This window comes from Streptomyces sp. NPDC041129 (genome assembly GCF_055592265.1).
Window position 1 is genome coordinate 379010 of the sequence record NZ_JBVIYV010000006.1, and the last position, 18445, is coordinate 397454.

Below are 18445 nucleotides of genomic sequence, written 5' to 3' on the forward strand. Positions count from 1 at the left end.
GCTTGGGTCATGGCCGCGCAGATCAACCCCAGCATTCTGTCCGCCGACTTCGCCCGCCTCGCGGACGAGGCCAAGGCGGTCGAGGGAGCCGACTGGCTCCATGTCGACGTCATGGACAACCATTTCGTCCCGAACCTCACGCTCGGTGTGCCGGTCGTGGAATCCCTCGCGCGCGCCACGGGCACCCCGCTGGACTGCCATCTGATGATCGAGGACCCCGACCGCTGGGCGCCGCAGTACGTCGAGGCGGGGGCCTCGTCGGTCACCTTCCACGTCGAGGCGGCCGCCGCGCCGGTGCGGCTCGCGCGCGAGATCCGCGCCAAGGGCGCCCGCGCCTCCATGGCGCTGAAGCCCGCGACGCCGATCGAGCCGTACGAGGACCTGCTGCCTGAACTCGACATGCTGCTGATCATGACCGTCGAGCCGGGCTTCGGCGGGCAGGCCTTCCTGGACATCATGCTCCCGAAGATCCGCCGCACCCGGGAGCTGATCGGCAAGCACGGTCTCCAGCTCTGGCTGCAGGTCGACGGCGGTGTCTCGGCCTCGACCATCGAGCGGTGCGCGGACGCGGGCGCGGACGTCTTCGTGGCCGGCTCGGCCGTGTACGGGGCCGAGGACCCGGCGGAGGCGGTGCGGGCGCTTCGCGCCCAGGCGGATTCCGCGACCGCCAAGGCGTCCTGGGCATGCGGCCACTGAGCCACGGCTGCGTGAACGCTTGAGTGAACGCCGCCCATGTGGGCGGATCAGCCGCGCCGGATCTGCAAGGATGAACGGCGAATCCAGAGTGTGAACAGCAGTGAGGAGATCGCCGTGTCGGGTATGTCGGCGGGCCGGTCAGCCATGCGGATGGGACCCGCTGAGCTGGTGCAGGCGGCGGCCATGGCCCGCCGCTTCTACCTCGAGGGCAAATCCAAGATCCAGATCGCGGAGGAGTTCGGCGTCAGCCGCTTCAAAGTGGCCCGGGTCCTGGAGACGGCCCTCGAACGGGATCTCGTGCGTATCGAGATCCGTGTGCCGGCCGAGCTGGACGCCGAGCGCTCCGACGCGCTCCGCGCCCGCTACGGCCTGAGGCACGCCGTCGTGGTCGAGTCCCCGGCCGAGGCGGAGGAGACCCCCGATCCCGAGAACCTCGGCGAGGTCGCCGCCGATCTGCTCGGTGAGCTCGTCAACGAGGGGGATGTGCTCGGGCTGGCCTGGGGCCGGTCCACCATTCACATGGCGGCCGCGCTCGACCGGCTGCCGCCGTGCACGGTGGTGCAGCTCACGGGCGTGTACGACGCCGGGACCTCCGAGCGCGGCTCGGTGGAGGCCGTGCGCCGCGCCGCCCAGGTGTCGGGCGGTGACGCCCACCCCATCTACGCGCCGATGCTGCTGCCGGACGCGGCCACCGCGGCCGCGCTGCGCAACCAGACGGGGATCGCCCGGGCCTTCGAGTACTTCGACAAGGTCACGGTCGCCTGTGTCTCCATCGGCTCCTGGGAACCCGGTATCTCGACGGTGCACGACATGCTCAGCGACGAGGAGCGCGCGCACTACGCCTCGCTCGGTGTCGCGGCCGAGATGGCCGCCCACCTGTTCGACGCCGAGGGGCGCCGGATCGGGCGGGACCTGGGGGAGCGGTGCATCACGGTCAAGGCCGACCAGCTCCGCCGCATCCCGGAGGTCGTGGCGATCGCCGGCGGGCAGCGCAAGGCGTCCGCGATCGACGCGGTGCTGCGCTCCGGGCTGGTCACCAGCCTGGTCACGGACACCTCGGCCGCCGACTACCTGATGACGGCCGGGCCGGCGCCGAAGCCCGCGCTCAGCCGCGCGGACCCCGACGGACACTGACGGGTCCCGACGGGTCCCGACGGGCCCCGGACGGACATGGACGGGACCTGACGCGTCCTGTCGGCGAACAGACGTGACCCGGCGGGCTCGACGGAGCCCGCCGGGCGCATGCCGGGCTCCGTCGGCGGGTCGCGGTGAGGACGTGACGGGACGGCCGTGACAGCATCGGCGGCATGCTGCTGCCGCGGTTCGTCCCCCATGTGTCCCCGAGGCCCGTCCTCAGCGCCGGGGCGCGGTGTGTGGCCGCCGTGCTCGCGGGTGCGCTGCTGGCGCTGGCGGTCCTGCTGACCGGCTGCTCGGGCACGGGCGGAGCGGCGCCGGCGGACACGAGCGCGTCCGCTCCGGGATGGGCCCGGGGCATGGCCACCGTCCAGGAGTCACGGCTGCCGGCCGAGGCACGCAGGACCCTCGCCCTCATCGACAAGGGCGGCCCCTTCCCGTACGCCAGGGACGGCGCCGTATTCGGGAACTTCGAGGAACACCTGCCGAAGCAGCCGCGCGGTCACTACCACGAGTACACGGTGCCCACCCCGGGTTCTCCGGACCGCGGGGCACGGCGGCTGGTCACCGGGCGGGACGGGGAGATCTACTACACCGATGATCACTACAACTCGTTCCGGGCGGTGCTGAGATGACCGAAGACCTGACCGGCCGGCTCGTGGTCGCCCTCGACCTCGGCGGGGTCACGGACAAGGCGGGCCTGATGGACCGCGCGGCCCGGGCCCTGGCGTTGCCCGGATGGTTCGGCCGCAACTGGGACGCGCTGGTGGACTCCCTGTCCGACCACACCGTCTGGCCCGAGGGCGCCGTCGAACGGGGGCTGCTGGTCGTCGTGCGGGGCTGGCGGGAGTACGCCCGGGCGAACCCCGCGGAGTGGCTGACCGCGCAGGACGTGTTCGAGGAGGCCGCGGACCGTACCCCCGCGCTCGGCGTCGTCCTGGCCCTTGGAGGATCCTCCCAGCCCCCTTCCGGCGGCCCTGGAGGTTCTGTGGGGGCATGACGGGCGGGCCGTCATGGGACACTGAAGTACGTGCTCTTTTCCCCCTGGCGCACCCGTCGGGGGGTCACCTCTGATCGACTGGGATGTGCGGCACGTGCGTTTCCTCAATGACATCCAGCCCGCGTACGACCTGACGTACGACGACGTTTTCATGGTGCCGAGCCGCTCCGCGGTGGGCTCGCGTCAGGGCGTGGACCTCGGCTCGCCGGACGGCACGGGCACCACCATCCCGCTCGTCGTCGCCAACATGACCGCCATCGCCGGCCGCCGCATGGCCGAGACGGTCGCCCGGCGCGGCGGCCTCGTGGTCATCCCGCAGGACATCCCGATCGACGTGGTCACCGACGTCGTCTCCTGGGTCAAGAGCCGCCACCTCGTGCTGGACACCCCGATCGTGCTGGCCCCGCACCAGACCGTCGCCGACGCCCTGGCCCTGCTGCCCAAGCGCGCGCACAACGCCGGTGTGGTCGTCGACGAGGGGCAGCGGCCGGTCGGCGTCGTCACCGACGCGGACCTCAGCGGCGTCGACCGCTTCACCCAGCTCGAAGTGGTCATGTCCAGGGACCTGCTGCTGCTGGACGCCGACATCGATCCGCGCGAGGCCTTCAACACCCTCGACACGCACAACCGCCGCTACGCCCCGGCCGTGGACGAGGACGGCCGGCTCGCCGGAATCCTGACCCGTAAGGGCGCCCTGCGGGCCACTCTGTACACCCCGGCCGTGGACAGGAACGGCAGGCTGCGCGTCGCCGCCGCCGTCGGCATCAACGGTGACGTGGCCGGCAAGGCCAAGCAGCTGCTCGACGCGGGCGTGGACACGCTTGTCATCGACACCGCGCACGGCCACCAGGAGTCGATGATCAGCGCGATCAAGGTGGTGCGCGCCCTCGACCCGCACGTGCCGATCGCGGCCGGCAACATCGTCTCCGCCGAGGGCGTCAAGGACCTGATCGACGCCGGCGCGGACATCATCAAGGTCGGCGTCGGCCCCGGCGCGATGTGCACGACCCGGATGATGACCGGCGTGGGCCGGCCGCAGTTCTCGGCGGTCCTGGAGTGCGCCGCCGAGGCGAGGAAGTACGGCAAGCACGTGTGGGCCGACGGCGGGGTGCGTCACCCGCGCGACGTGGCCATGGCGCTCGCGGCCGGCGCGTCCAACGTGATGGTCGGCTCCTGGTTCGCGGGCACCTACGAGTCCCCGGGCGACCTCCAGCAGGACGCGAACGGCCGCCTCTACAAGGAGTCGTTCGGCATGGCCTCCGCGCGCGCGGTGCGCAACCGCACCTCGGAGGAGTCCGCCTACGACCGCGCCCGCAAGGCACTGTTCGAGGAGGGCATCTCCACCTCCCGTATGTTCCTGGACCCGGCCCGCCCGGGCGTCGAGGACCTGATCGACTCGATCATCGCGGGCGTCCGCTCCTCCTGCACCTACGCCGGCGCCGGCTCCCTGGAGGAGTTCGCCGAGAAGGCAGTCGTCGGCATCCAGAGCGCCGCCGGCTACGCCGAGGGCAAGCCGCTGCACGCCAGCTGGAACTGACACGCCGGCCGCAGCCGGCCCCGGGCACCCCTTCCGTACGGCCCCCGCCGATCCCGCTCCCGGGACGGACGGGGGCCGTCGGCGTCCCGGCGGCGAACGCGCCGGCCGGGTGCGAACCTTCCGCACCCGGCCGGTCGTCAGGGCTTCTTGACTCGAGTCCCTCGCCGGTGGCGGTGACGAGCAGGCGCCGCCTGGGAGGCGCACGCGCGCTGGATCGACACCCAGGCCAAGGCGCACGGGAAGGCCGGGCAGGCCGGCTTCGACGTGGCCGACGAGGCGGAGGCGCGGGCCGTCGCGGGGGAGTCGGAGGAAGCGTGAGAAAAGGGACCGACGGGGCCGCCGCGCAACGGTTCGCGGTCCGGGCGCAACAAAAGGGCACCGGGTCCCGATCAACGCAATGATCATGCGGGTATACGCAACCTTGCTGCATTACGCCCGCGAAGCCGCGCCTCGTAAGGTGCTGCGCTGTAGGTGGCGTGGCGGGGACTCCGCTCGGCGGGTTCCTGCCCTGACGGGCTTCCGCCGGTCCTCGTCCGTCCAGACCGGCAGCGATAAGGAGCCAGCGCGTGCTCGACCAAGGCGCACCCACGCAAGAGCAGAGAACGGCCGCCCCCGCGTCCCCGGGCGTCGCCGCGCGCCTCATGCGTCGCAAGCCAGTGGAACGCTTGGTCGCGGAGGGCGGCCAGGGTGAGGGAGGGACGCTGCGGCGGTCCCTCGGGCTGTGGCAGCTGACCATGATCAGCATCGGTGCCACCCTGGGCACCGGCATCTTCGTCGTCCTCGGCGAGGCCGTCCCGAAGGCGGGTCCGGCCGTCACCCTCGCCTTCGTGATCGCCGGACTCACCGCGCTGTTCTCGGCCCTGTCCTACGCCGAGCTGGCGGGCACCATCCCGGTCTCCGGATCCTCGTACTCGTACGCATACGCAACCATGGGCGAACTGATCGCCTGGGTCTGCGGCTGGTGCCTGCTCCTGGAGTACGGCGTCTCGGTGGCCGCCGTCGCCGTCGGCTGGGGCGAGTACCTCAACGAACTGCTCGACGGCACCATCGGCGTCACCATCCCGGACGCCCTGTCCGCCCCGCCCGGCGACGGCGGCGTCTTCAACCTGCCCGCCCTGATCGTCGTGCTCCTCGCGATGGCGTTCCTGCTCGGCGGCGCCAAGGAGTCCGCGCGAGCCAACACGATCATGGTGTGCGTGAAGATCGCCGCCCTGATCATGTTCTGCGCCATCGGCTTCATGGGCTTCAAGTCCGGCAACTACGCGGACTTCATGCCGCTCGGCATGGGGGGCGTCAGCGCGGCCGGTGCCACGCTGTTCTTCTCGTACATCGGCTTCGACGCCGCTTCCACCGCCGGTGAGGAGGCGAAGAACGCCCAGCGGGACCTGCCGCGCGCGATCATGCTCTCCCTCGTCATCGTGACCACCCTGTACGTGCTGGTCGCGGCCGTGGCCGTCGGCGCGCGGCCCTGGCGGAGTTTCAACGACTCCGAGGCCGCGCTCGCCCAGATCATGAGGGACGTCACCGGACAGGGCTTCTGGGCCACCCTGCTGGCCTTCTGCGCCGTCATCGCCATCGCGAGCGTCGTCCTGACCGTGCTCTACGGCCAGACCCGCATTCTCTTCGCCATGTCCCGCGACGGACTGGTGCCCAAGGTCTTCGCCAGGGTCCACCCGAAGACCGGCGCCCCCCGCGCCAACACGGTGATCGTGTCGCTGTTCTGCGGTGTCCTCGCCGCCGCGATCCCGCTGGGCCAGCTTGCGGACGCCACCAGCATCGGCACGCTGTTCGCCTTCGCTCTGGTCAACGTGGCCGTGGTGGTGCTGCGCCGGACCCGCCCGGACATGAAGCGCACCTTCCGAGTTCCGCTGTCGTGGGTGCTGCCCGCGCTGGGCTTCGTCTGCTGCGCCTGGATGATGATCAGCCTCTCCGCCGTCACCTGGGTGGTCTTCGGTGTCTGGATGGCGGTCGGGCTCGTGTTCTACTTCGGGTACGGCTATCGCCGCTCCCGTCTCGCGACCGCTGAGGACGTCGCGGTGGCGGCGGAGAAGTGACCGACCCGGAGAAATGAACCACCCCTCGTGCTGAACGATCTCGACGAACGCATCGTGCACGCCCTCGCCGAGGACGCACGCCGCTCCTACGCGGACATCGGGCAGCTCGTCGGCCTGTCCGCGCCCGCCGTCAAACGGCGCGTGGACCGGCTGCGGGCCACCGGAGCCATCACCGGGTTCACCGTCCGGGTGGACCCGGCGGCGCTCGGCTGGGAGACCGAGGGGTTCGTCGAGATCTACTGCCGGCGCAACACCTCGCCGGAGACCATCCAGCGGGGCCTGGAGCGCTATCAGGAGGTCGTGGCCGCGTCGACCGTCACGGGTGACGCGGACGCGATCGTCCAGGTCTTCGCCTCCGACATGCGCCACTTCGAACGGGTCCTGGAACGCATCGCCGGTGAGCCGTTCGTGGAGCGGACCAAGTCGGTGCTGGTGCTGTCGCCGCTGCTGCGCAGGTTCTCCTCGGGGGCTCCGGGCTAGAGCCCGGAGTCCCATCGGTGGTCCCCCCCGAAACCGTCCCGGAGGTGACCCGGAGTTACCGCAGGTCACCATTGCGGTCCGGATGACCATCCCGTAGGTTGTGCCGGACTTTCTACTGACTGGTAACACCGGGGTGTAACCCATGCGCTGGCCCGTCGGCCGTCCCACCACCGTCCGTGCGCGGATCGTGGCGCTCGCCCTCGCCCCGGCCGTCGCGCTGATGGGCCTGTGGAGCTTCACCATGGTGTCCGTCACCGCCGAGCTACGCGCCCTCGTCCGGCTCCAAGGGGTGTACGAGGACTTCGGCACTCCGGTGGACACCGCGGTCGGCCAGATCCAGATCGAACGCCGGGTGTCCGCGGCCTACCTGGGCGCCCGCCTCGACACCGCCGTCGCCGGCGACCTGCTCCAGCAGCAGCGCCGTACCGACCGGGCCGTCGAGGCGATGCGGCGGGCGGTCCGCGACGGCGACCGCGGCCGGCTCACCGGCCGGCAGCGGCAGGTGGTGGACGCCATGGTCGCCGCCACCGGGAAGCTGGAGGGCCTGCGCGAACGCGTACTGACCCGGCGGGTCACCTGGGACCGGGCGGTCGAGGAGTACGGCGAGCTCGTCGAGCCCGGCTTCGACGTGCAGTCCACGCTCACCGCCCTCCAGGCCGGGCAGCTCGCCAGGGAGTCGCAGGTCGTCATCGAGCTGGTGCGGGTGCGGGAGTTCGTGTCCCGGGAGGACGCCATGGTGGCCGGGGCGCGGGCGGCGGGCACGCTGACGGACCGGCAGTACGACACCCTGACCGCGACCATCGAGGACCGGCGGGTCTTCGAGCGGACCTACGTACCGGACCTGCCCGCCGACTCGCGGCGCCTGTTCGAGGATTTCCGGAGCGCCGAGCCGCACCGCTCACTGGTGCGCGGGGAGGACGCCCTGCTGCGGGCCGGCGCCGCCGGGGCCGGGCGGGCCGTCGCGGCGGACACCTGGCGGTCGACCACCGACCGGGCCGTCGAGCGCTACATGCTGCTGTGCACCCGCTCCGCCGAGAACTCCGCCGCGCGCGGGCGGGCCTTCGCCTACCACGAGCTGACGAAGGCCGCCGTGGTCGGAGCGGCCGGGCTGGCCGCCGTGGCGCTGTCGCTGTGGCTCGCGGTGCGCGGAGCACGGCGCGTCTCACGCCGTCTGGAGACGCTCCGGGACGCGGCCGACGTCCTCGCCGTGCGGCAACTCCCCGACGTCATGCGGCGACTGAGCGCGGGCGAGGAGGTGGACGCGCTCGCCGAGGCGCCCCCGCTCGCCGCCGACGAGGTCCGCGACGACGAGATCGGCCAGGTCGGCCGGTCCTTCAACACCGCGCGCCTGGCCGCCGTGGAGGCCGCCGTCAGACAGGCCGGCCTGCGCCGGGGGCTGTTCGCGGTGCTGCTCACCATCGCGCGGCGCAACCAGGCACTGGTGCACCGCCAGCTCAAGCTCGTCGACACGCTGGAGCGGCGGACCGACGACCCGGAGATCCTGCGCCAGCTGTTCCGCATCGATCACCTGACCACCCGGATGCGCCGGCACGCGGAGAGCCTGATCATCCTCTCCGGCGCGGCGCCCGGCCGCCGCTGGCGTCGGCCCGTGCCCGTGGCGGACGTGGTCGCCTCGGCGGTGAGCGAGATCGAGGACTACCCGCGCGTGGCGGTGCCGCCGATGCCCGAGGTGGGCATCACGGCCGACGCGGTCGCCGACGTCGTCCACCTCCTCGCCGAGCTGCTGGAGAACGCGACGGTGTTCTCACCGCCGCACACCCAGGTCACGCTGCGGCCCGGGCGGGTCGGCGGTGGCTTCGTGCTGGAGATCGACGACCGCGGGCTCGGACTCGACGCCGAGCAGCGCGCCGAGGCGCACCGCACCCTCACCGACCCCGACGCCTTCGACCCCACCCGTCACGACCGACTCGGCCTGTACGTCGTCGGCCGCCTCGCCGCCCGGCACGGCATCGAGGTGAGCCTCGGGGATTCGCCCTACGGGGGTACGACGGCGGTGGTGCTGCTGCCTCCGGGGGTACTGGCGGACGGTGAACCCGCCGAGCCGCAGGCACGGCGACCGCGGACACCCGCCAGGACGCCGGCACCGGAACTTCCCTCCGGCGCGACCCCGGCACCGGAGCTGCCGTCCCGCACCCGGAGCACCCTCGCGGAAGCGCCCGCCCCGCAGGACACGCCCGCGGCCCCCGAGCCGCCGTCCCGGGCGGGGAGCACGCTCGCGTCGGCGCCCGAACCGCACAGCGCCCCGGTCCCCGGGCTGCCGTCCCGGACACGGAGCACCACCCCGAGGCAGGTGCCCGTGCCGCGGGGCACGCCCGCACGGACCTCCGAGCCGCGGGACGCCCCCGAGCCCGACCAGTTCCCCGCAGCCCCCGCGCCGCACGTCGCCCCCGCGCCCGAGCCGCCGTCCCGGACGGAAAGCGCCCCCGCGCCGGCACCCGAGGCGAACGGCACCCCCGCCCCGGCCCAGCCGCCCGCCCCGGGCCGGCCCCCCGCCCTGCCCACCCGGACCCGCCAGGCCTCCCTCGCTCGGGAGCTGCGGGACGAGCCGCCGGCCCCGGCCCCGGTGCGTGAGGTCGATGCCGAGGAGATGCGGCAGATCTTCGGGGCCTTCCAGCGGGGTCTGGACCGTGGCCGCCGGGAACTGCCCACGGCCGCCGCCCCGGACGCGGCGGCCATCCGTGAACCGGACGCAGCGACCACCCACGTCGACGAAGGGACGGACACCGACGATGCACGGTGACGACCAGACCCCCGCGAACCCGGCCACGCCGGCCGGTGCCCCCGGCACCGACCTCGGCTGGTTGCTGGACGACCTGGTGGCCCGCACCGACCATGTCCGCCAGGTCGTGCTGCTCACGGCCGACGGCCTGCCCCTGAGCTGCTCGGAGGGCATGCGGGCCCGGGACGTCGAGCACCTGGCCGCCGTCTGCTCCGGCTTCCACGGGCTGGCCCGCTCGGTGGGGGAGCGGTTCGAGGCGGGCGAGGTGCGGCAGACGATGGTCATGCTGGAGGACGCCTACCTCTTCGTCACCCCTGCCGGCCACGGCAGCCGGCTCGCCGTGCTGAGCGAGGCGAGCACCGACGTGGGACAGCTCGCCCACGAGATGGCCCTGCTGGTCCGCCGCCTCGGCCGCCACCTGGACGCCGCCGCCCGCTCGGCCACCTGACCCCGCGGTGAGCGACGAGCACTGGTACGAGGACGAGACCGGGTCGATGGTCCGCCCCTACACCGTGACCCGGGGCCGCACCCGCCCTTCGGACCGGCACGCCATCGACCTGATGTCCCGGGTCACCGCGCCGGAGCCGGACGGCGCGCCCCGGCCGGTGCTCGACCACGCCGCGGCTGCCCTGCTCGACCTGGTCCGGCGGGGCCCGCGCCCCGTGGCCGAACTGGCGGCGGACGCCGACCTGCCGCTGACCGTCGTTCGCGTCCTGCTCGGCGATCTGGCCGAGGCCGGCCTGGTCCGTATCGACGAGCCGGGCCGCCACCCCGTCACCGGCCCCGCCGCCGATCCGGGACTGCTCCGGGAGATCGTGGAGCGGCTGCGGGACCTCTAGCCCACCACCCTCCCGGCGGCGTGCCCCTCGGCACGTCGCTCCCGAGTGGCCCATCGCTCCCGAGGCGGCGTCCCGCCTCCCCGGTCCGGCGGGAAAACCCCGCCGTGACCTGCGTCCCAGCCCTCGCCATGACTGCGTACCCGCTCGTACGCGGGCTCGCCCGAGGGGCGCGCAACGAATCGCCGTCCGGCCCCCGCGCCACGCAACGAACCGCGCACCGGCGCGCAACGGCTCCTTCTTGTCCGGCCGAGCGCGCCGACCGTACCTTCTAACTGGCCCCCAAAACCCCTTCCCGGTGAGGACACGCATGCGCACCGCCCTGCTCCAGAGCTCCGGCCGCCCCGGCTCGATCGCCGAGAACCTCAAGGTTCTCGACGAGGCCGCGGGCCGGGCCGCCGCCGGGGGCGCCGCGCTGCTGGCCGCGCCGGAGATGTACCTCACCGGGTACGCGATCGGCGACGGTATCGCCCGCCTCGCCGAGCCCGCCGACGGCGACTCCGCGGACGCGATCGCCGAGATCGCCGGCCGGCACGGTCTGGCGATCGCCTACGGCTACCCCGAGCGCGACGGCGGGACCGTGTACAACTCCGCCCAGCTGATCTCCGCCGACGGCACCCGGCTCGCGAACTACCGCAAGACCCACCTCTTCGGCTGCTTCGAGCGGGACCACTTCGCGCCCGGCGAGCAGCCGGTCGTCCAGGCCGAGCTGAACGGGCTGACCGTGGGCCTGATGATCTGCTACGACGTCGAGTTCCCGGAGAACGTCCGGGCGCACGCCCTGGCCGGCACCGACCTCCTCGTCGTGCCGACGGCGCAGATGCACCCCTTCCAGTTCGTCGCCGAGTCCCTGGTGCCGGTGCGGGCCTGGGAGAACCAGATGTACGTGGCGTACGTCAACCGGGCCGGCCACGAGGGCGAGTTCGAGTTCGTGGGCCTGTCGGTCCTGGCCGGCCCCGACGGCGTCGCCCGCACCCGCGCCGGCCGCGAGGAGCAACTGGTCCTCGCCGACGCCGATCCGGGCTTCCTGGCCGCCTCCCGCGAGGCCAACCCGTACCTGAAGGACCGCCGCCCCGGTCTCTACCGGTCCCTCGTCTGATCCCCCCGAGCTTTCCCGGAACCACCCCCGCGCAAGGAGTCCGTACCCCATGACGTCCACCGTGCCCAACGCCGTCGAGCACGCAGACGAGCAGCAGCCGCCGATCACCATGTTCGGCCCGGACTTCCCCTACGCCTACGACGACTTCCTCGCCCACCCGGCGGGCCTGGGCCAGATCCCGGCGACCGAGCACGGCACCGAGGTCGCCGTCATCGGCGGCGGTCTGTCCGGCGTGGTGGCCGCATACGAGCTGATGAAGATGGGCCTCAAGCCCGTCGTCTACGAGGCCGACCAGCTCGGCGGCCGGCTGCGCACCATCGGGTTCGAGGGCTGCGACGAGTCGCTGACCGCCGAGATGGGCGCGATGCGCTTCCCGCCGTCCTCCACCGCGCTGCAGCACTACATCGACCTCGTGGACCTCGAGACCAGGCCGTTCCCGAACCCGCTCGCCGAGGCCACCCCGTCCACCGTCGTGGACCTCAAGGGCGAGTCGCACTACGCCGAGACCGTCGACGACCTGCCCCAGGTGTACCGGGACGTCGCCGACGCCTGGAACAAGTGCCTGGAGGACGGTGCCGACTTCTCCGACATGAACCGCGCGCTGCGCGAGCGGGACGTCCCGCGCATCCGCGAGATCTGGGCCAGGCTCGTCGAGAAGCTCGACAACCAGACCTTCTACGGCTTCCTCTGCGACTCCGAGGCCTTCAGGTCCTTCCGGCACCGGGAGATCTTCGGCCAGGTCGGCTTCGGCACCGGCGGCTGGGACACCGACTTCCCGAACTCCATCCTGGAGATCCTGCGCGTCGTCTACACCGAGGCCGACGACCACCACCGCGGCATCGTCGGCGGCTCCCAGCAGCTGCCGCTCCGGCTGTGGGAGCGCGAGCCGGAGAAGATCGTCCACTGGCCGTACGGCACCTCGCTGAAGTCGCTGCACGTGGACGGCGAGCCCCGCCCCGCCGTGACCCGGCTGCACCGCACCTCGGGCAACCGGATCACCGTCACCGACGCGAACGGCGACATCCGCACCTACCAGGCGGCCGTCTTCACCGCCCAGTCCTGGATGCTGCTGTCGAAGATCGCCTGCGACGACTCGCTCTTCCCGATCGACCACTGGACGGCGATCGAGCGCACCCACTACATGGAGTCCAGCAAGCTGTTCGTTCCCGTCGACCGGCCGTTCTGGCTGGACAAGGACGAGGAGACCGGCCGGGACGTCATGTCGATGACGCTCACCGACCGCATGACCCGCGGCACCTACCTGCTCGACGAGGGCCCGGACAAGCCCGCCGTCATCTGCCTCTCCTACACCTGGTGCGACGACAGCCTGAAGTGGCTGCCGCTGTCCGCGAACGAGCGGATGGAGGTTATGCTGAAGTCGCTCGGCGAGATCTACCCGAAGGTCGACATCAGGAAGCACATCATCGGCAACCCGGTGACCGTCTCCTGGGAGAACGAGCCCTACTTCATGGGCGCGTTCAAGGCCAACCTGCCCGGCCACTACCGCTACCAGCGGCGCCTGTTCACGCACTTCATGCAGGACCGGCTCCCCGAGGACAAGCGGGGCATCTTCCTCGCCGGTGACGACATCTCCTGGACGGCCGGCTGGGCCGAGGGCGCGATCCAGACCGCGCTGAACGCGGTCTGGGGCGTCATGCACCACTTCGGCGGCGAGACCGACCCGACCAACCCGGGCCCGGGCGACGTCTACGACGACATCGCCCCGGTGGAACTGCCCGAGGACTGACCGGGCCCGAGGGGGAGTGGACCGGGGCGCGGGCGGCTGGGATCAGACCCCGGCCGCCCGCGCCTTCTCGAAGACCTCGGCGGCGACGTCCTTGAACTCCTGGGCGTCGCGCGGGGTGCTCTGCAGGTCCACCAGGATCTCGTCCAGGCCGATCTCGGCGTGCCGGACCAGGTCCTCGACGATCTGGTCGGCGTCACCCTGGAACGGCCGCCGGCCGTCGCCCTCGTAGGGCTTGGCCGAGTGGACCGCGTTGACCCGCAGCACCGTCCGGATCGGTTCCTTGCGGCCGCGCTCGGCGGCCAGATCCTGCAATTCGGCCCACTGGGCGGCGATCTGCTCGACACCCATGCCCACCGGCAGCCAGCCGTCGGCGTGGTCCACCAGACGCCGCTGCGCGCGCCTGCCGCTCGCCGCGAGCAGGATCGGGATCGGCCGGGCCGGCTTGGGGCCGACCACCGCGGAGGAGATCCGGGAGATCCGCCCTTCGTGGACGACCGGATCCGGGCCCCACACCGCCCGGCACACGTCGATCAGCTCGTCCAGCACCTGCCCGCGCTCCTCGAAGGGCCGTACGCCCGTCGCCGCGTACTCGTCGTGGGACCAGCCGGTGCCGAAACCGGCGAGCACCCGGCCTCCGCTCGCCGCGTCCAGCGTGGCGAGGGCCTTGGCGAGCTGGAAGGGCAGGTGCAGCGGCGCGACCAGCACGCTGGAGCCCAGCTCGACCCGTTCGGTGACGGCCGCCGCGAGGGTCAGGGTGACCAGCGGCTCGGCGACGCCGCGGTAGGAGTCGGGCCAGGGGAGCCCCGGGATGCCGTACAGGCCCTGGCCCGCGGGTTCCGGGAAAAGGGCGCGCTCGTACACCCAGAGGCTGTCGTATCCGATCCGCTCCGCCGTGCGTGCCACGTCGGGCACGTCCCTGCCGAGGTCGTACTGCCGGTTCTGCGGGAGGCCGAGGCCGAGCCGAGTAGCCATGTGCCGTGAACTCCTTCGCGGTCGGTTTCGCGTTCAACCTACAGAGATCGCCGTGGAGTTCCAGGAGACCCGGCGGAGGTTGGCCGGAACGCCCCGGTTCACTCGCCGCACGGCGTCAGCAGCATCCGCCCCGCGAAGCCGACCGCCGCGTCCAGCCGTTCGGTGAGCTCCCCGGCGAGGTCGCCGCAGTGGCGCAGCGCCCACAGCGCCCGGGCCGCCGCCCAGGTGGCGTCCCGGGCCCGCTCCAGGCTCCAGGAGCCCAGCAGATGAGTGATCGGGTCGGCGATCTGGAGCAGGTCGGGACCCGGCATCAGATCCTCGCGGATGCGCTCCTCCAGCGAGGCGAGGAGGTCGCCCACGCGGTCGAACTCGTCCTCCAGATCGGCCGGTTCGCAGCCGAGCGTACGGCAGGCGTCCACCACGGCGAGCGCCAGATCGTGCCCGATGTGCGCGTTGATGCCCGCGAGCGCGAACTGCAGCGGGCGTACCCCGGGGTGGCGGCGTAACTGGAACAGGGGCCGCCAGCAGGCGGGCGGACGGCGGTCCCGGTCCGCCGTGTCGACCGCCGCCAGGTACCGCTCGGCGAACCGTACGTCCAGCGTGGCCGCCGCCCGCCGGTCCGCGAAGACGCCCGCGTCCAGGCGCCGGCCGACCTCCTCGGTGACGGCGAGGTAGACGCGGTTGAACACGGCGACCCCGTCCCGTTCGGGCAGCTCCGCGTCGAGGGCGCGCATCCGGGCCAGGACGGCGTCGACGGGAGCGGTGAAGTGTTCCAACTGCGCCATGGGGGAAGGGTCGCAGCCCGGGGACGGCCCGCGTGCCGACCGGCCCGCCGCTTCCCCGGAACGGGGGAACGGCGGGCCGGTCACAGGCCCGCCTACGAGGTGGCGCGCCGGTCGTTCTCGTCGTAGCTGGACGTGCCCTCGTCCAGCAGCGGCTCCTGCGTCTTGAGGTGGGCGGGTGCGAAGGCGCGCAGCGCGTGGTAGCCGGTGATGACGACCAGGGTGCCGAGCGCGATGCCGCTGAGCGAGAAGGTGTCGGTGAACTTCATGGTGACGTTGCCGACGCCGATGATGATGCCCGCGGCGGCCGGCACCAGGTTCAGCGGGTTGCGCAGGTCGACCTTGGCGTTGATCCAGATCTGCGCGCCCAGCAGGCCGATCATGCCGTAGAGGATGACGGTGATGCCGCCGAGCACCCCGCCCGGGATCGCGGCGACGACCGCGCCGAACTTGGGGCAGACGCCGAAGAGCAGGGCGAAGCAGGCCGCGGCCCAGTAGGCGGCGGTGGAGTAGACGCGGGTCGCGGCCATCACGCCGATGTTCTCGGAGTAGGTGGTGGTGGGCGGCCCGCCCACCGCGGTCGACAGCATCGAGCCGACGCCGTCCGCGGAGATCGCCGTGCCGAGCTTGTCGTCCAGCGGATCGCCGGTCATCTCCCCGACCGCCTTGACGTGCCCCGCGTTCTCCGCGATCAGCGCGATGACGACCGGCAGGGCGACCAGGATCGCCGACCACTGGAACGAGGGTCCGTGGAAGGACGGCAGGCCGATCCAGTCGGCCTTGGAGACGCCGGAGAGGTCCAGCCGCCAGTGATCGGTGAGCTTGCCGCTCGCGTCCACCGAGTGGATCTTCCCGAAGATCCGGTCGAAGGCCCAGGAGATCCCGTACCCGAAGACCAGCCCCAGGAAGATCGCGATCCGCGACCAGAAACCGCGCAGACAGACGACCGCCAGTCCGGTGAACAGCATCACCAGCAGGGCCGTCCACTGGTCCTGCGGCCAGTACGTCGACGCGGTCACCGGAGCCAGGTTGAAGCCGATCAGCATCACGACCGCGCCGGTGACGATCGGCGGCATGGCCGCGTGGATGATCCGCGCGCCGAAGCGCTGCACCGCGAGTCCCACCAGGAACAGCACGGCGGCGACCACCAGGACCGCGCCGGTCACGGTGGCGCTCGTGCCGCCCTGTGCCCGGATCACCGCCGCCACGCCGACGAAGGACAGGGAGCAGCCCAGATAGCTCGGGACCCGGCCCTGGGTGGCGAGCAGGAAGATCACGGTAGCCACGCCCGACATCATGATCGCCAGGTTCGGGTTCAGGCCCATGAGCACGGGGGCCACGAAGGAGGCTCCGAACATCGCCACGACGTGCTGGGCGCCCAGGCCCACCGTGCGCGGCCAGGAGAGCCGTTCGTCGGGGCGTACCACCGCTCCGGGTGCGGGCGTGCGCCCGTCACCGTGCAGCTTCCAGCGCACGCCGAGGTCCATGGTGGGGTTTCGCTTTCTCTGTACGTGAAGACTGTTCCAGACCATTGTCGGGGGTACCTGGTGGCTTCACGCGCACCCGACCCCGCTCGTGGACCGCGTTCAGGGGGCTGACCTGCGGTGACCGGCCGACCCTGCTGAGCGGTCGCTTAGTATGGAGTGGTCCACGCCGTCCCCGCACCGTCGCCCAGGAGCACCTCCGTGACCGCCGAAGCCCCGATCGCCCCCGCCGTCGCCCACGGCCGGCTGATCCCCGTCACCGTCCACTTCGACGACCTGGACGCGCTCGGGCTGCTGCACAACGCGCGCTACCCCCTGATGGTCGAGCGCGCCTGGACCGAGCTGTGGAACGAGCACGGCGTCCGCTTCGACGGCGACTGGCACGCCGCCGGCGACGCCTGCAACGCCGTCCGCGAACTGAGCATCGGCTACGAGGCACCCGTGACCCGCCCGGGCACCTACGCCGTCCACCTCTGGCTGGAGCGGCTCGGCACCACGGGCCTCACCTACGGTTTCCGCTTCTGCTCGGCCGACGGCTCCCAGACCTACGCGCGCGGCACCCGGGTCCTGGTCCGGCTGGACGCGACGACGCTGCGCCCGGCGCCGTGGAGCGACGCCTTCAGGGCCGTGGGCCGGGAACTTCTGCGACCCGCGGACTGACCTCGGCGCGGCCGCCGCGCTCGGCGGTGCGCAGCACACCCGCGAACAGCGCGAGACCGCAGGCCAGCACGGTCACCACGCAGAACGAGACCATCAGGCTGGTCGCCTGCGCCACCCCGCCGATCAGACTGGGCGCGATCAGCCCTGAGGTGTACGTGATGGTCGCCACGCCCGCGATGGCCTGACTGGGGTTGGGGCCGGCGTGCCCGGCCGCCGCGAAGCACAGCGGTACGACGACGGCGATGCCGAGACCCATCAGCGCGAACCCGGCCATAGCCAGTGCCGGATGCCCGGCGAGGACGATCAGCACGCCGCCGAGCCCGGCCAGCACTCCGCCGGCCCGCACGGTCCGGACCGCCCCGAAGCGGTTCACCACCGCGTCACCGGCGATCCGGGCCACCGCCATGGTCAGCATGAACCCGGTGGTGCAGGCGGCCGCGACCCCGGCCGAGCTGTCCAGCCGGTCCCGCAGGAACACCGCCGACCAGTCCAGGCTCGCCCCTTCCGCGAACACCGCGCAGAACCCGACCGCACCGATGAGCAGCGCCGAGCGGGGCGGCAGCGCGAACCGCGGGGGCGGCTCCCCGTCCTCGGCGGGCTGCACATCCAGTACCCCCGCGCAGGCCACCAGGCCGAGCACGGTGAGAACGGCCGAGGCCAGGGCGAAGTGCAGGCGCGCGTCGGCACCCAGGTGCGCGGCGAGCGTGCCGGCCGCCGAGCCGGTCAGCGCGCCCGCACTCCACATCCCGTGCAGGCCCGACATGATCGATTTGCCGAGCAGCCGCTCCACCTCGACACCCAGGGCGTTCATCGCGACGTCGGCCATGCCCGCGCTCGCGCCGTAGGCGAACATCGCCAGGCACAGCGTGTACATGTTCGGCGCGAGGGACGGCAGGACCAGCGACAGCGTCCACAGCGCGAGCAGCCCGCGCAGAGCCGTACGGCTGCCGAAGGAGTGGCTGATCCGGCCCGCCAGCGGCATCGCGCACGAGGCGCCGAACGCCGTGAACGCCAGGGCGAAGCCGAGCTGCCCCGCGCTGAGCGAGGCATGCTCCTGCACCCAGGGCACCCGGGTGGCGAAGGAACCGGTCACGGCGCCGTGCACGGTGAACACGGCCGCCACGGCGTACCGGGCGCGCCTCACCTCGTCATCGCTCACGTCACCCATGGTCCAGTCCCTCCCCGGGGTTCCCCGCAGCGCCGTCGCTGCACCGCCGTAAACTA

General features: G+C 72.4%; 17 protein-coding genes. 13 read left to right on the forward strand and 4 right to left on the reverse strand.

Annotation, left to right across the window (positions count from 1 at the left end; genetic code table 11):
- Window positions 1-9: 9 nt before the first annotated feature.
- From rpe to ACZ6B1_RS21980, 12 genes are all read left to right on the forward strand, one after another.
- The gene (gene rpe / locus ACZ6B1_RS21925; protein ID WP_468780741.1) at window positions 10-696 is read left to right on the forward strand and encodes a ribulose-phosphate 3-epimerase; all 687 of its coding nucleotides are present in this window, start codon (window positions 10-12) and stop codon (window positions 694-696) included.
- A gap of 90 nt (window positions 697-786) precedes the next feature.
- Entirely contained in the window at window positions 787-1830 is a 1044-nt protein-coding gene (locus ACZ6B1_RS21930; RefSeq protein ID WP_468780743.1) for a sugar-binding transcriptional regulator, read from the forward strand.
- A gap of 173 nt (window positions 1831-2003) precedes the next feature.
- Window positions 2004-2465: a guanyl-specific ribonuclease gene (locus ACZ6B1_RS21935; protein WP_468780746.1), complete on the forward strand. Its 462-nt coding sequence runs from the start codon at window positions 2004-2006 to the stop codon at window positions 2463-2465.
- Window positions 2462-2830, forward strand: a complete 369-nt coding sequence (locus tag ACZ6B1_RS21940; RefSeq protein WP_468780748.1) for a barstar family protein — start codon at window positions 2462-2464, stop codon at window positions 2828-2830. Before ACZ6B1_RS21935 ends, ACZ6B1_RS21940 begins: the two co-directional genes overlap by 4 nt.
- Window positions 2831-2924: 94 nt before the next feature.
- A complete protein-coding gene (locus ACZ6B1_RS21945; RefSeq protein WP_468780750.1) occupies window positions 2925-4367 on the forward strand; it encodes a GuaB1 family IMP dehydrogenase-related protein in 1443 nt (480 codons plus the stop codon).
- A 566-nt stretch (window positions 4368-4933) separates the two neighbouring features.
- Window positions 4934-6421, forward strand: a complete 1488-nt coding sequence (locus tag ACZ6B1_RS21950; protein ID WP_468780752.1) for an amino acid permease — start codon at window positions 4934-4936, stop codon at window positions 6419-6421.
- A gap of 27 nt (window positions 6422-6448) precedes the next feature.
- Entirely contained in the window at window positions 6449-6901 is a 453-nt protein-coding gene (locus ACZ6B1_RS21955; protein WP_199209773.1) for an Lrp/AsnC family transcriptional regulator, read from the forward strand.
- 142 nt (window positions 6902-7043) lie between these two features.
- Window positions 7044-9662, forward strand: a complete 2619-nt coding sequence (locus tag ACZ6B1_RS21960; protein ID WP_468780754.1) for a sensor histidine kinase — start codon at window positions 7044-7046, stop codon at window positions 9660-9662.
- Entirely contained in the window at window positions 9652-10089 is a 438-nt protein-coding gene (locus ACZ6B1_RS21965; RefSeq protein ID WP_468780756.1) for a roadblock/LC7 domain-containing protein, read from the forward strand. Before ACZ6B1_RS21960 ends, ACZ6B1_RS21965 begins: the two co-directional genes overlap by 11 nt.
- A gap of 7 nt (window positions 10090-10096) precedes the next feature.
- A complete protein-coding gene (locus ACZ6B1_RS21970; RefSeq protein WP_468780758.1) occupies window positions 10097-10480 on the forward strand; it encodes a DUF742 domain-containing protein in 384 nt (127 codons plus the stop codon).
- Window positions 10481-10787: 307 nt separating this feature from the next.
- Window positions 10788-11576 (forward strand): carbon-nitrogen hydrolase family protein, encoded by a 789-nt coding sequence (locus ACZ6B1_RS21975; RefSeq protein ID WP_468780759.1) that lies wholly within the window; start codon window positions 10788-10790, stop codon window positions 11574-11576.
- 49 nt (window positions 11577-11625) lie between these two features.
- Window positions 11626-13323 (forward strand): flavin monoamine oxidase family protein, encoded by a 1698-nt coding sequence (locus tag ACZ6B1_RS21980; RefSeq protein WP_468780761.1) that lies wholly within the window; start codon window positions 11626-11628, stop codon window positions 13321-13323.
- Between the two features lie 42 nt (window positions 13324-13365).
- On the opposite strand, the gene ACZ6B1_RS21985 is transcribed toward ACZ6B1_RS21980, so the two are convergent.
- The 3 genes from ACZ6B1_RS21985 to ACZ6B1_RS21995 form a co-directional block, all read right to left on the reverse strand.
- Window positions 13366-14295 (reverse strand): LLM class F420-dependent oxidoreductase, encoded by a 930-nt coding sequence (locus tag ACZ6B1_RS21985; protein ID WP_468780762.1) that lies wholly within the window; start codon window positions 14293-14295, stop codon window positions 13366-13368.
- Between the two features lie 98 nt (window positions 14296-14393).
- Window positions 14394-15080 (reverse strand): DUF5995 family protein, encoded by a 687-nt coding sequence (locus ACZ6B1_RS21990; RefSeq protein WP_468780764.1) that lies wholly within the window; start codon window positions 15078-15080, stop codon window positions 14394-14396.
- Window positions 15081-15172: 92 nt separating this feature from the next.
- Complete coding sequence (locus ACZ6B1_RS21995) at window positions 15173-16564, reverse strand: uracil-xanthine permease family protein (protein WP_468780765.1); 1392 nt, start codon at window positions 16562-16564, stop codon at window positions 15173-15175.
- 198 nt (window positions 16565-16762) lie between these two features.
- Between ACZ6B1_RS21995 and ACZ6B1_RS22000 the strand changes: the two genes are divergently transcribed.
- Window positions 16763-17221, forward strand: coding sequence for an acyl-CoA thioesterase (locus tag ACZ6B1_RS22000; protein ID WP_468780767.1), 459 nt, complete (start codon window positions 16763-16765; stop codon window positions 17219-17221).
- Here ACZ6B1_RS22000 and ACZ6B1_RS22005 read toward each other — a convergent pair.
- Window positions 17181-18389 (reverse strand): MFS transporter, encoded by a 1209-nt coding sequence (locus tag ACZ6B1_RS22005; protein WP_468780768.1) that lies wholly within the window; start codon window positions 18387-18389, stop codon window positions 17181-17183. The genes ACZ6B1_RS22000 and ACZ6B1_RS22005 overlap by 41 nt on opposite strands.
- Window positions 18390-18445 lie beyond the last annotated feature (56 nt).